The 12,926-nt window shown below is 74.1% G+C and carries 9 protein-coding genes; 5 read left to right on the top strand and 4 right to left on the bottom strand.

The window, feature by feature from the left end; genetic code table 11:
* Positions 1–114 precede the first annotated feature (114 nt).
* Positions 115–1,188: an ATP-grasp domain-containing protein gene (locus tag AMK19_RS02550; RefSeq protein WP_073807664.1), complete on the top strand. Its 1,074-nt coding sequence runs from the start codon at positions 115–117 to the stop codon at positions 1,186–1,188.
* 15 nt (positions 1,189–1,203) lie between these two features.
* Here the strand turns inward: AMK19_RS02550 and AMK19_RS02545 are convergent, their stop codons facing one another.
* Positions 1,204–1,755: a methylated-DNA--[protein]-cysteine S-methyltransferase gene (locus AMK19_RS02545; protein WP_073807662.1), complete on the bottom strand. Its 552-nt coding sequence runs from the start codon at positions 1,753–1,755 to the stop codon at positions 1,204–1,206.
* Between the two features lie 94 nt (positions 1,756–1,849).
* Positions 1,850–2,074 (bottom strand): hypothetical protein, encoded by a 225-nt coding sequence (locus tag AMK19_RS02540; protein WP_073807661.1) that lies wholly within the window; start codon positions 2,072–2,074, stop codon positions 1,850–1,852.
* Positions 2,075–2,258: 184 nt separating this feature from the next.
* On the opposite strand from AMK19_RS02540, the gene AMK19_RS02535 reads away from it, so the two are divergent.
* The 4 genes from AMK19_RS02535 to AMK19_RS02520 all read left to right on the top strand — a co-directional run bounded on the left by AMK19_RS02535 (position 2,259) and on the right by AMK19_RS02520 (position 8,767).
* Positions 2,259–3,605 (top strand): chloride channel protein, encoded by a 1,347-nt coding sequence (locus AMK19_RS02535; protein ID WP_073807659.1) that lies wholly within the window; start codon positions 2,259–2,261, stop codon positions 3,603–3,605.
* 427 nt (positions 3,606–4,032) lie between these two features.
* A complete protein-coding gene (gene lanA / locus AMK19_RS02530) occupies positions 4,033–4,182 on the top strand; it encodes an SCO0268 family class II lanthipeptide (protein WP_073807657.1) in 150 nt (49 codons plus the stop codon).
* Between the two features lie 150 nt (positions 4,183–4,332).
* Positions 4,333–7,380 carry a lantibiotic dehydratase gene (locus AMK19_RS02525; RefSeq protein ID WP_083646495.1) on the top strand — a complete coding sequence of 1,016 codons (3,048 nt, stop codon included), beginning with the start codon at positions 4,333–4,335 and terminating at the stop codon, positions 7,378–7,380.
* A 52-nt stretch (positions 7,381–7,432) separates the two neighbouring features.
* Entirely contained in the window at positions 7,433–8,767 is a 1,335-nt protein-coding gene (locus tag AMK19_RS02520) for a lanthionine synthetase C family protein (RefSeq protein ID WP_073807654.1), read from the top strand.
* Positions 8,768–8,843: 76 nt separating this feature from the next.
* Here AMK19_RS02520 and AMK19_RS02515 read toward each other — a convergent pair whose 3' ends face one another.
* Positions 8,844–10,637 (bottom strand): CHAP domain-containing protein, encoded by a 1,794-nt coding sequence (locus AMK19_RS02515; RefSeq protein WP_073807653.1) that lies wholly within the window; start codon positions 10,635–10,637, stop codon positions 8,844–8,846.
* Between the two features lie 116 nt (positions 10,638–10,753).
* A complete protein-coding gene (locus AMK19_RS02510; RefSeq protein WP_143200016.1) occupies positions 10,754–12,868 on the bottom strand; it encodes a glycoside hydrolase domain-containing protein in 2,115 nt (704 codons plus the stop codon).
* Between the last annotated feature and the right edge of the window lie 58 nt (positions 12,869–12,926).

Genomic DNA, 12,926 nt, shown 5'->3' with positions numbered 1-12,926 from the left:
GCTCCGGAACAGCGCTAAGGTGGCCCCCACACCGCAGGTGAGCGCCGCCTCAGCGCAGGCGAACCGGTCGGTGACGACCTCCCATTGGCACGCCCTTCTCCGGGGAGACCTCTCTTGACCGCGCCCGTCCGCGTCTGGCTGAACCGCACCTACGCCGAGAACGTGTTCTTCATCGAGTTGCTGCGGTCCGCGCCGCGCCCGGTGCACGTCCTGGCCACCCACGTCGACCCCGACTCGCCGGTGCTCGCCGCCGCCGACCTCGGGCTGCTGGAACCGGACGGGCTCTCCGCCGAGGACTACGTGGAATTCGCGCTGGAATTCTGCGCCCGGCACGCGGTGGACGTTTTCCTCCCCCGCCTGCACCAGTTGGCGATATCGCTGCGGCGCCGGGAGTTCGAGGCGCTCGGCACCGCGCTGATCTGCCCGCCCGCGTCCGCGATCGCCCTGTTCGACAGCAAGGCGGAGGGCTACCGCGCCCTCGACGCCGCCGGCCTGCCCACCCCGCTGTGGCGGCACGCCGACACGGCGGCCCAACTGCTGGTCGCCGTCGAGGAGATCGAGGCCACCGGCGCGACCGCCTGCCTGAAGCCGGCCAGCGGCGCGGGCGGCGAGGGCTTCCGGATCCTCACCCGCGAACCGTTCAACCTCCGCCGACTCGCCGGGTACGTCGACGCCAGGGTCCAACTCGACCTGGTGCTGGCCGCGTTGAGGGGTTCCACCGCGCCCGCCGACCTGCTGGTGATGCCCTACCTGAACGGCCCCGAGGTGTCGGTGGACTGCCTCGCCGACCAGGACGGGCGGCTGCTGGCCGCCGTCGGCCGCACCAAGCAGGGCCGGCGCCGGAGCTTCACCGTCGGCCCCTGCTACCTGGAGCCGGCCCGCCGGCTGGTCGAACGGTTCGGCGTCGGGCACGTCTCCAACGTCCAGTTCCGGCACGAGCCGGGCGGTCGGCCCGTGGTGCTCGACATCAACACGCGGCCGTCCGGCGGGCTTCACCAACTGCGGCTCTGCGGGCTGAACCTGCCCGCCGCCGCGCTCGAACTCGCGCTCGGCGAACGGCCGTTGCTGCCCGCGGTGGACGAACTCGCGCTCGGGGACTACACCCTGGTGTCGGGCATCCAGGCGATCCTGCCGCGACAGGCCGCGGCGCCCGCGCTGGAGCGGATCGACGGTCTGCTCACCCGCTGAGCCGCGGACGGCGGTTCAGTCCGCCGGCCCGGACCAGTCCAGGGTCGGCGGCAGGACGCCCTCCAGGGTGAGCAGCCACCGCTTCACCTCCACCCCGTGCCACGCGCCGCCGAAACCGCCCAGGCCGTCGGCCGCGACCACCCGATGGCACGGCACCAGCAGCGGCAGCGGGTTGGCGCCCATCATCTGGCCCACCGTCCGGGCGGGGATCCCCGGTTCGGCTTGACCCTCGAACACCCCGCTGCGGGCGGCGAGTTCGCCGTAGGTGATGCTTCTGCCGTAGCCGACCTCGGTCAACAGGCAGCGCAGGACGGTCAGATGGGGGCCGGTCGCGAAACGCCAGTCGATCGGAAGCCCCAACTCCCGCCGCTCGCCTGCGAAGTACTCGCCCACCCGGTTCTCCACCAGCGACCGCTTGCGGGCGTCCTCGCACTCCGGCACTCCGACCGGACGCCCCGCGAACACGTCCCCCGCGTACGTCGCCGCCGCCACGCCGTCCGCCGTCACCCCGAACTTCATCGCCCCACTCGGCAACGGCGTGTCCACGGTCACCCACGACAGCTCCATGGGCCCAAACCTACCGGGGAGAGGATGCGCGGGCGCGAAACCGGGGGCGAAAGCTGCGCTCCCCCCGGGGCTCGCGCCCGCTGGTCTGCCGGTCTCAGAGGTGATCGCGCAGGTACTCCGAGAGGTTGTGGCACCAGGTGGCGAGTTCCGCGCGGTCCGGGGGGTCGCCGCCGGAGAGGGCGGCGGTCGCGGGGGCGGGGAGTTGTCCCGTCGCGGCGAGGCGGGAGAGTCCGGACAGGACGGCGGAGAGCCGTTCCGCGTCCTGGTGGCTGAGCATCACGAGTGCGTCGGTGTGGCCGATGGTCATGGAGCCGGGCATCGCGTTCTCCTCGGGTCGGTCGGTCCCCCCGGGTGGCTGCCCCCTCGGTCCACGGTACGACCGGCGCGGCGAGCGGGCTCCCCGCGCGAGCGGGGTCTCGCCCGTTCGGCGCGCCCGGCTGGCCGGGGCGGCCGGGCCGCAGGACGGTCGGAGGACGTGTGTCCGGGCGAGGCAGGGAGCGCAGATGGCAGAGCAGGCCGCCGGCCCGGACTCGGCGCCGGGGATTCGTGCGCTGCTCCGCAGTCCGGGTTACGGGCGGCTGCTGCTGGTGTCCGCGCTGGTGGGGGTGCCGGTCTCGTTGGCGGCGTTCGGCTTCGTCGGCCTGGAGCACGAGTTGCAGCACTGGGTGTGGGAGTCGGCGCCGGAGGCGCTGGGGTACGGGCGGGCGCCGTGGTGGTGGCCGCTGCCGGCGTTGGCGTTGGCGGGTCTGTTGCTGGCGCCGATCGTGACCCGGATGCCGGGGCGGGGCGGGCATGTGCCGGTGCACGGGATGGGTGGGCCGCCGACGTTGCCGGTGGAGGTGCCGTCGGTGGTGCTGGCGGCGTTGGCGGCGTTGCCGTTGGGTGCGGTGCTGGGTCCGGAGGCGCCGTTGATGGCGGTGGGCAGTGGGCTGGCGTTGCTGACGGTGGGGCGGGCGCGGCGGGCGGCGAGCCCGCGGCTGGCGCCGATGCTGGGTGCGGCGGGGTCGACGGCGGCGATCTCGACGATCTTCGGGAGTCCGCTGGTGGCGGCGGTGATGATGATCGAGGCGGCGGGTCTGGGCGGGCCGCAGCTGACGTTGCTGCTGTTGCCGTGCCTGCTGTCGTCGGGGGTGGGCGCGCTGGTGTTCACGGGGTTCGGGCACTGGACGGGGCTGACGATCGGGGCGTTGACGCTGCCGTCGGTGCCGAAGGCGTCGCTGCCGGATGCGGCGGATTTCCTGTGGGGGGTGCCGTTGGCGGTGGTGATCGCGGTGGTGATCGTCGCGGGGCAGACGCTGGGCCACCGGTTCGCGGCGTTCACGGCGCAGCGGACGGCGGCACGGACGGTGATCTGCGCAGTGCTGGTGGGGTTGTGTGTGGCGGGGTACGCGGTGGTGACGGGCCGGTCGCCGGAGGAGGCGGCGCTGTCGGGGCAGGCGACGTTGGGGCAGTTGGCGGCGGATCCGCAGGCGTGGCCGGTGGGGGCGTTGGTGGCGTTGGTGGTGTTCAAGGGGCTGGGTTGGGGGGTGGCGCTGGGGTCGTTGCGGGGTGGGCCGATCTTTCCGGCGGTGTTGTTGGGGGCGGCGCTGGGGGTGGCGGTGGGCGGGTTGCCGGGGTTGGGGGTGGCGGCGGGGTTGGCGGCGGGGTTGGCGGCGAGCAGTGCGGCGGTGACGCGGTTGCCGGTGACGAGCACGGTGCTGGCGTCGTCGTTGCTGGGTGATCAGGCGGCGGATTCGATGCCGTTGGTGATCGTCTGCGCGGTGGTGGCGTTCCTGACGGCGACGTTCGTACACCGGGTGGCGGCGGAGGCTCCGGAGGGTCGGGCAGGTGGGTCCGGGGCGGTCGGCTGATCGTTTCTCGGCCGTCGGCGGCAAAGTTTGAGTCAAAACGGTGAACGCCCGTCGAACGTGTCATGGACTCCTGCCCCACGAGCCCCAGAGGGATCATTCCCACCGCGCGGGAGCAGCAGTGTTCACGGATTTCGCTGCTGAAACCTGGCCGCCGAAGGGCCGATCGGAAATGGACGGCGTGCGCACCGTCCCGGCCAGGACTGTTCGGTGGCACGACGAACGGCGAGCCGCAGGTCGCGCGGGTCGCGGGGGCGTCCGGCGATCGCGCGGCGGGCAGGTGCCGCCAGGTTGGCCAGGACGGCACTCACCGCATGGTGGGAAGCCGGGAAAAAGTTGGCCCCGGCACCGAATGCGAACGAACGTTCACAGCCGGTGCTGCGGCCGGGACTCCGTGCCGGCCGGACCGACGAGCCCTCTGGAGGGGACCATGCGTAACGAGATTCTCGTTCAGGACACCGACCTCGACCTCGACCTGCGCATCGCGGAGGTCTCGGAGGAGACCCAGGCGTTCGGCCAGGGCACCTACACCTCGCCCAGCAGCTACGCGATCGGCACCCGCTGCCCGGTCTGCTGCTGACGTCACGTCGGTGAAGCACCGACGCGGGGCGGGCTGCGGCCCGCCCCGCGTCTCTTCGTCTCCCAGCCGCTGTATCCGACCTTGAGGGGCACCACGAACGTGCGCGCAGAGCAGGACCTGTTCGAGATCCGCGAGCCGGTGCTGGTGCGGATGGCCAGTACGCCCCGGACGGGCGGCGAGGCCCGGATCGACCCGGACGACCCGGTGCCGGGGGTGCGCCGGCTGGCCGGGGACCCGCTGCTGCGGCAGGCCGTCGAGGTCGCCAGCGGCAGCCTCGCGCTCAGCCTGCAGCGCCTGGGCGAGCCCGACGGCGCGGCGGCGCTGGGCCGCAAGCGGACCGTCAGCGCCGCCCGCACCCTGACGCGCTACGCCCGCCGTTCGGGCGGTCGGCCGACGCCGTTCGGCCTGTTCGCGGGGGTCGGCCGGGCGACGTTCGGGGCCGCCGCGAAGTCCTCGCCGACCGGGGATGCCCGGGTCCGGGTGCGGCTGGACGGCGGCTGGCTGCACCGCCGGGTGCTGGCCTGGATGGCCGTGCCGGAGGTGCGCCGCCGGGTCGAGGTGGTGCTGGACGACCTGTCCGTGCTGCGCGACGGCCGGCTGCTGCGGCACACCGGCGAACGCGAGATCTCGGTGCGCGACAACGCGCTGGTCGCCCGGGTGCGGGAGCTGACGGCCCGGCCGGTCGGCTACGGCGCGCTGCTGGACGACCTGGCGGGGCGCTTCCCGCAGCTGTCCGCCGAACGGATCGACGCGGTGCTGGCCGGGCTGGTCCAGCACGGTTTCCTGCTCACCTCGCTGACCCCGCACCGGGTCGACGACGCGCTGCTGTCCCGGATCGAGGCCGCCGTGGACGGGGCGGTGCCGGGCGCCGCCGAGGGCCTGCGGGCCGTCCGCGCGGCCGCGGCCGTCCACGAACGCGACCGTCCCGGCGAGGGCCTGGCGTCCTGGCGGGCCCTGCTGGGCGAGGTCCGGAGGCTGGACCCGGCCGATCGGGCCGGCGAGCGGCCGCCCGTCCAGGTCGATCTGCGGATGCCCGCCGACCTGGTGCTGCCGGAGGCGGTCGGCGAGGAGGTGCGCCGGTACGCCGAGGCGATCTGGGCGATCACGCCCGAGTGGACCACCCTGGAGCACCTGCGCGACTACCGTGACCGGTTCATCGAGCACTACGGCACCGCGAGCGCCGTCCCGCTGGGCGACCTGGCCGACCCGCACCGCGGCCTCGGCCTGCCGCCCGAGTACGGCGGCGCGCTGCCCGCGCACTCCCGGTCCGGGCCCGGCGACGACGCCGACCGGCCGCGCCGCAACGCCGTCGCCGAACTCGTCCAGCAGGCCGTCATGTCCGGCCGGGACGTGGTGCTGGACGACGCCGACATCGCCCGCCTCGCCGACGCCGCCGGCCACACCCCGGGCAGCACCCGCCCGCCGCGCACCCTGGAGCTCTGCTTCCAGCTGCTCGCCGACTCCACCGCCGCGATCGACCGCGGCGAGTTCCTGCTGCTCGGCAGCCCGCACATCGGTTCTTGGACGGCGGGCGCCACCGCCGGCCGGTTCGCCGAGCTGACCGGCCTGACCGACGGCCTGGCCGCGCTCGCCGCCGGGCCCGCCGGGGACGACGTGCTGCCCGTCCAGGTCGAGCTGGCCCCGCGCGACCCGCGGTCGCTGAACATCGTCCAGGTCCCGCAGCTGCTGCCGCACCGCCTGCCGATCGGGGTGCCCGCCGACCGCGGCGACCCGCACTGCCTGGACTGGCGCACCCTGCTGGTCGCCGCCGGCGAGGACGGGCTGCGCCTGCTGCACCCCGGGTCGGGCCGTCCGGTGGTGCCGGTCTTCCCGCACATGCTCGCCCTGGACGCCCAGGCCCCGCCGGTCGCCCGTTTCCTGTCCGATCTGGTCGCGGCCCGCCCCCGGGTGTGGTCCGGCTGGGACTGGGCCGGGCTGGACACCCTGCCGTACCTGCCCGCCGTCCGCCACGGCCGGGTGCTCGCCGCGCCGCGCCGCTGGCTGCCCGGCCGCCGTCTGCGCGACGCCGCCCGCACCGCCGGGCCGGCCGCCTGGGCCGAGGGCCTGCGGCAGTGGCGCGAACGCTACCGGGTGCCCGACCGGCTGCAGATCGCCAGCAACGACCGGATGTTCCCGATCGACCTGCGGGAGAGCTGGGACGCCGAGCTGTTGCGCGCCGAACTCACCGCCCCCGAACCGAGGTTCCAGCTCGTCCAGGACCTCACCGCGGACGGCGCCGGGCTCGGCTGGAACCACGGGCACAGCACCGAGATCGTCGTCCCGCTGTTCCGCGCCCCGACACCGGAGCCGGCCTCCGACGCCCGCCGGCCGATCGCCCGCTCCGCGCCGCGGCCGGCCCCGACGCGCGTCCATCTGCCCGGCGAGGACTGGCTGTTCGCGAAGCTGTACGCCGACCCGTCCGCGCACGAGACGCTGCTGGCCGAGCACCTGCCACGGCTGCTCGCCGACGTCGAGGGCGACGTCGACCGCTGGTTCTTCCTGCGCTACCGCGACCCCGAACCGCACCTGCGGCTGCGCCTGCACGGCGACCCGGCCGTCCTCGCCGAACGCGTCCTGCCGACCCTCGGCCGGCACGTCCGGCGGCTGATCGACACCGGTGCGCTGCGCACCATGGCGCTGGACGTGTACCGGCCGGAGACCGACCGCTACCTCGGGCCGGACGCGCTGCGGGCCGCCGAGGAACTGTTCCTGACGGACAGCCGGTCGGCGATCGTCCAGCTGCAGGCCCGGCGGGCGGGGGCGGCCGCGGTGCCGGACGAGGTGCTGGCCGCCGTCGGCCACGCCGTGCTGCTGGACTCGCTCGGCGACTGGGACTGGTGCGGCTGGGTCGACCACCTGCTGGAGAAGACCCCCGACCACCAGCTCTACCAGCGCCACCGCGCCCTGACCGACCGGCTGATCCGCCCCGGCGACGCCGCCCGGCACGCCGCCGAACTCCTCGGCGTGCCCGCCCTGGCCGCCGTCTGGACGGACTCCCCCGCCCCGCGCGCGTACGGCCGGCTGGTGCTCGCCGCACCGGAGGCCGACCGCGACGAGGCCCTGATGTCGCTGCTGCACATCCGTCACAACCGGCTGTTCGGCATCGACCGGGCTGCCGAGTCCCGCGGCTACGCCGTCCTGCGGGGCGCCGCCCGCAGCCTGCTGGGCCGTCGGGCCAACGCCGCCGGACGCGCCTGAAGCCGGCACAACTCTCCTGCCCCACCGTTCACTTCACCTTGCGGAGCGCCCGATGACCGTCACCGAACCCCCCGCCACGTCGTCGCTGCGCGAAGCCGCCGGGACGGTCTCCGAGCGGATTCTCGACCGGCTGGCCGACCCGGCCGCGACCATGGCCGCCACCCGGATCCCGGCCGAGGCGAACGACAGCGGGGTCGCGGAGGGGGTGTGGGTGGAGCTGACGCTCGGCAGCGGCAGTCCGGGCCTGTCGCTGGCGTTCAGCGGCGGGGCCCGGCCGCACCCGGAGCGGGTGGCGCGGGCGCACGGCTGGCTCGCCGTCGCCACCCGGGCCGCCGCCGACGGCGAGACCACGCCCAGCGGGATCTTCAAGGGCCCGGGGGCGCTGGCCTTCGCCGTGCTGGTCGCCAACCGGGCCACCGGCGGCTACACCACCGCACTGCACCGACTCGACGCCTACCAGCGGCAGTTGGTGCACACCGCGCTGCCCGCCGTGCCGGACGGCCCGCTGGAGACCATCGGCCACTACGAGGTGGTGCGCGGGATGACCGGCGTCGGCCGGTACCTGCTGGCGCGCGCCGAGACCTGCGGCGAGGAGCTGGAACGCGTCCTCGGCTACCTGATCGAGCTGGGCTGCGGCGAGACCGAGCACCGCGGGGTGCGCGTCCCGCGCTGGTGGTCGCTGGACGCGCCGCGGATCGGCTCCGAGCACCTGATGCCCGACGGCCACCTCAACCTGGGCCTGTCGCACGGCGTCGCGGGCCCGCTGATGCTGCTCGCGCTGGCCTGGCGCGACGGCGTCCGGCTGCCCGGCCACCGGGAGGCGATGGAGCGGATCGCCGCGCTGCTGCTGCGCTGGGCGGTGCGCGACGAGCACGGCCCGTACTGGCCGAACCACCTGGACCTCCCCGCGTACCTGGCCGGCCCGGACGCCTGGCGCAAGCCCGCCGGCTGGCCGGCCTGGTGCTACGGCGCGCCCGGCGTCTCGCGCGCCCTCCAGGTGGCGGGCGCGGTGCTCGACCGCCCGGACTGGACGGCGGCCGCCCGGGACTCGGTGGAGCGGCTGCTCGCCGTCCCGATCGACGACTGGGGCATCGCCGACCACGCGATCTGCCACGGCTGGGCCGGCGCGCTGCACCAACTCGGCCGCCTCAACGAGTACTTCGCGGACCCGCGGATCGAGCAGCGGCGCGACCTGATCGCCGCCCGGCTGGTCGACGCCTTCGACCCCGGCGTCCCGTTCGGCCTGCGCTTCTCGATGACCTCGAAGCCGTTCGCCTCCGACGTCTCCGGCTACCTGGACGGCGCCGCGGGCGTGGCGCTCGCCCTGGACTCCTACGCCTGCGGCGGCACCCCGCACGACTGGGACATGCCGCTGCTGCTGTCCTGAGCCTTCCCCGGCACACGGGGCCGGCCCCCGGCCGTGGCGGGTGCCACGGCCGGGGGCCGGCGGGTTGCGGGGGATGTCAGGCACCCGGCAGGGCGGCGGTGAGGGCGGTCGGGACGCGGACCACGTCCAGGAAGGAGTAGCCGCCGTCACCGAACTCGGACGGGGTCATCGGACGCTTGTGGCCGTTGTTGACGACCAGCCAGACGGTGGTGTTGTCGGGCGACAGCAGCATGGTGCCGTCGGCCGGGGCGGACTTGGCGGCCGCGGTGGCCTCCCAGGTGCCGGGGACGCCGCGCAGCGGCTGCTGGTCGTAGCCGAGCGCGGCGAAGTCGGCGGCGCCGAGCGGGACGGCCTTGCCGCCGGCCATCACGTAGCGGGTGCTCTCCTGCCCGCTGGCGTTGGTGATGACGGTGCCGTTGGCCAGGGGCTTGGCCACGAGCCAGCCCAGCCACCGCTCCGGGGCGCCGGTGGTCGGGCGGTTGGCCCAGACGTTGTTGTACTCGGGGACGGTCAGCGGCAGGGCGGAGCCGTTGGCGGTGACGTACACCGACGAGTCGGCGCCCGATTCGCCCTTCAGCAGCACTCCGTCGGCGGGCTTGGCCGCGGCTGCCCGGCCCAGCCAGGCACCGGGGACGCCCATCAGCGGGCGGTCGTTGTAGCCGTCGTTCTCCCACTCGGCGCCGGAGATGGCGGCGGCCGCGCCGCCGACCATCACGAAACGGCTGTTGTCGGCGCCGTTCTGGTCCATCACCACGGTCCCGTCCGGCACCGGCTTGGCGACGGCCGCCTTCAACCAGGCGGCGGGAACGCCGGCCGACGGGCGGGCGGCGTAGCCGCCGTTGTCCCACTCGGCACCGGAGATCGGCAGCGCGGCACCGCGGACCATCACGTAGCGGCTGTTGTCGGCGCCCGACTGGTCCAGCACGACCACGCCGGTGCCCAGGGTGCGCTGCGTGGCGTCGCGCAGCCAGGAGGTGGGTACGCCCATCTGCGGCTTGGTGCTGTAGCCGCCCGAGACCCAGTCGTCGCCGCCGATGTTCAGGGCGACGCCGTCGACGACCACGAAGCGGGAGTTGTCGGTACCGGACTGGTCCATCACGACGGTTCCATTCGGCGGGACGGCGGGCAGGGCGTTGAACGCGGCGTCGCCGACCGTGACGATCTTGCTGAGGTCGTAGTGGTCGGCGTCCACGTCGGAGCCCTGGATCGCCAGGCCGGCGCCGCCCACGATGACCTTGACGGTCGGGCTGGAGGCGGACTTCACCAGGGTGCCGGCCGGCAGGTTGGACGGGTTGCTGGTGGTGCCGTTGAAGATCGGGGAGATGAAGCCGCTGATCCGCTGGCCGGTGGACGACGTGCTTCCGATCCCGGCGTTGTTGATGGTGTAGGTGGTGACGCTGTTGCTCTGGTTGCCGCCGACCACGGTGATCGAGCTGCCGTTGACGGCCGTCACCAGGTTGACGTGCGAGGCCCAGTCGGTGGCGGAGTTGAAGTCCCACACGATGGCGTCGCCGACCTGCGGGGTGCTGTGCCGGGTGCCGTGCTTGACGCCGTAGTCGTAGAAGCTGGCGGCGCCGGAGGACAGTTCATTGGCGAAGGCGACGTCGCTGCGGCCCCAGACCCAGGCCGCGAAGTCGGCGCACCAGGACTCGCGCTTGTGGCCCGCTCCGTCGCAGGAACTGCCGCTCTTGTTGGGGGGGTAGTACCCGCTGCCGCCGATGCTGCACGGGCCCTGCCCGAGCTGGCTGTTCGCGATGCTGACGATGGAGGCCGCGTCGGCGTGCGCCGAGCCGGCCGCGAAGGTGGTCAGGGCGCCGGCGGCGACCATGGCGGCCAGACCGGCCTTACCGAACTTGTGTGCGATTTCCATAATGTGGAACTCCTTGGAAGATGGACGCCCGATGGGCCGTCCAGACTGGTGGAGCAAGCTTTTTGGGGTGGGCCGCGGCGGGCCCGGGACCTTGGGCCCGCCGCGGCCGAGGGGGGTCAGAGCGTGGTGGCGAGCACCTGGGTGGAGCCGTCGGGCATCGCGGCGACCGCCACCCGCCGGGCCGGGAAGGTCGCGGCGCCGTCGTGTCCGGCCATGGCCTGGAAGGCCGTCCAGTTGCCGCCGGTGAGCCGGATCCGGGAGTACGCCTGGTGGTCGCTGCCGATCGCCAGCACCTGCGAAGTCCCGTTCGGCAGGCCGGCGATGGCCACCTCGAAGGCCTGCATCTTCGACGTGCCGACTCCGTCGAGCGGCGCGAATCCGGCCCAACCCGCGTTGGTCAGACGGGTGTTGTGGTAGACGTTGCCGTCGCTGCCGATCGCCACCACCTGGGCGCTGCCGTCCGGCATTCCGGCGATCGCCACCTTGCTCGCCTGCATGGTCGGCGTGCCGACCCCGGCCAGCGGCGCGAAGCCGCTCCACGTCCCGTCGGTGAGCCGGGCCTCGTGGTACACGTTGCCGTCGCTGCCGACCGCCACCACCTGCGCGGTGCCGTCCGGCATCGCCGCGATGGCCACCTCCCGGGCCAGCATGGTCGGCGTGCCGACCCCGGCCAGCGGCGCGAAACCGCTCCAACTCCCGTTCGGGAGGCGGATCTCGTGGTAGACGTTGCCGTCGCTGCCGATCGCCACCACCTGGGCGCTGCCGTCCGGCAGTCCGGCGATCGCCACCTTGCTCGCCTGCATGGTCGGCGTGCCGACCCCGGCCAGCGGCGCGAAGCCGCTCCACGTCCCGTCGGTGAGCCGGGCCTCGTGGTACACGTTGCCGTCACTGCCGATTCCCACCACCTGCGCGGTGCCGTCCGGCATTCCGGTGATGGCGCTCTCGCGGGCCAGCATGGTCGGCGTGCCCACCCCGGCGAGCGCCCCGAACCCGGCCCAACTCCCGTTCCCGGCAACGATGCTGTGGTAGATCACACCGGCCGGCACGGTGGGTTCCTGGGCCACCTGGACGTCCAGGTAGTCGGCGTCGATCTCCAGCGAGTAGCCGTGGTAGCTCTCGGTGACGTTTCCCGAGTACTGGTGCACCCGCTGGTGGCCGGCCCAGTACGAGGCGGGAATCGCCGGGTCGTTGGTGTCGGCGGGACGGCCCCAGCGGGCGAAGTACACCACGTCGGGCATGGTGTAGCCGGAGATGTGGTTCGCCAGGTCGGCGATGCCGCTGTCCGAGCTGCTGTAGATGGCGGAGAGGTAGCCGCGGGCGTGCAGCCGCTCGGTCCAGGCCGACTCGAAGGCCAGCACCTTGCTGCTGTAGCCCGAGGAGTACGCCTCCATGTCGTAGTAGAGGACGCTGCCGGGGCCGAAGCCGAGGGCGACCGCGTTGTTGATCGCGTCGTCGGCGGCGGCCGCGCCCTGGCCGGCGGGGGAGGTGATGTCGGGGGCCTGCAGGCCCACGTACAGCGGCATGAAGTGCCAACCCGCGGCGGCCTGTTGGCTCACCCAGCCGGGGGTCAGGTTGGGCTGGGGACAGCCCCGCTTGGAGCCGCCGATGTAGATGCCGACGGCACGGTACGGCGAGTCGGCCATCCAGCCCGCCATCAGGGAGCTGCTGGGGGCGGCGCAGGCGTCGAAGCCCTTGCCGGTGTAGTTGGTGCTGGTCGCCGGTACGGCCGCGGCCGTCAGCGCCTTGGCCCCCAGGGTGGCGGCCTTGGCGGGCGCCTTCGCGGGGATCGCGGCACCGGTCAGGATGCCGGTGACCAGCGCCCGGTCGGTGTCGTAGCCGGCGGTGATCCGCACCGTCCCGTCGGCGGCGTCGATCTCGTGCCCGGTCTCGTTGACGGTGGTGCCGGCCGGTTCGCCGGCGGCGGGCTGGACCAGCAGCGCCTCGGTGCGGCCGATCAGGTGGGACGGGCAGTCCTGGTCCGCGCCGGGGGCGCCGAGGTAGAGGGCGTGCCGGTCGAAGCGGACGCAGGTGCGGGGGTCGGCGGACAGGTCGATCACCGGCCAGTCGGCGGGGATCGCGAACGTCCGGCCCAGGTAGTCGACGTTCTTGGTGGCGTTCCTGGTGGCGTCGGCGCCCTGCTCCGCCGCGAACGCGGGGACGGTTCCGAGGGCGGTGGCGGCCAGGGCCAGTGCGGTGGCCGCGGTGGCCAGGGCCCGGCGGTGCGATTTCACGGCGGACAGCTCCTTCTCGATTTCGGCGTGCCGGTGCCGACCCGCCGACGGCGTCAAC

This window comes from Kitasatospora sp. CB01950, assembly GCF_001905465.1.
Lineage (GTDB): Bacteria > Actinomycetota > Actinomycetes > Streptomycetales > Streptomycetaceae > Kitasatospora.
Note: the sequence above shows the minus strand (reverse complement) of the source record. Positions and strands in the feature narration are given on the sequence as shown.